This window comes from Mesorhizobium sp. CNPSo 4671 (assembly GCF_057784245.1).
Window position 1 is genome coordinate 1 of the sequence record NZ_JBWLUW010000085.1, and the last position, 478, is coordinate 478.

Here is a 478-nt window from a genome sequence, read left to right on the forward strand (position 1 = left end):
GCACTGGCATTGAAGGCGGTGCCGGATGCCAATGCCTCGTGGACCGAAAGCGCCATGGTCAAGCACAAGCATGCCGATGTCGGTGTTGCCGTGTCGATCCCCGGTGGCCTGATCACGCCGATCATCCGGCATGCGGACGAAAAGACGCTGTCGACCATCTCCAACGAGATGAAGGATCTGGCCAGCCGCGCCCGCAGCCGCAAGCTGAAGCCGGAAGAGTACCAGGGCGGCACGACAGCCGTCTCGAACCTCGGCATGTTCGGCATCAAGGACTTTGCAGCCGTCATCAATCCGCCGCATGCGACGATCCTGGCGGTCGGCGCCGGCGCGGAACGGGCGGTGGTCAAGAATGGCGAGATCAAAATCGCGACTGTCATGTCGGTGACCTTGTCGACCGACCATCGCGCCGTCGACGGAGCGCTCGGCGCCGAACTGCTGGTCGCCTTCAAGCGGCTCATCGAGAACCCGATGGGCATGC

General features: G+C 63.6%; 1 protein-coding gene. It reads left to right on the top strand.

Annotation, left to right across the window (positions count from 1 at the left end; all coding sequences use genetic code 11):
- Positions 1-478, top strand: a 478-nt coding sequence (locus AC04SF_RS37485) for a 2-oxo acid dehydrogenase subunit E2 (RefSeq protein ID WP_488481886.1), incomplete at both ends; no start/stop codon positions are given.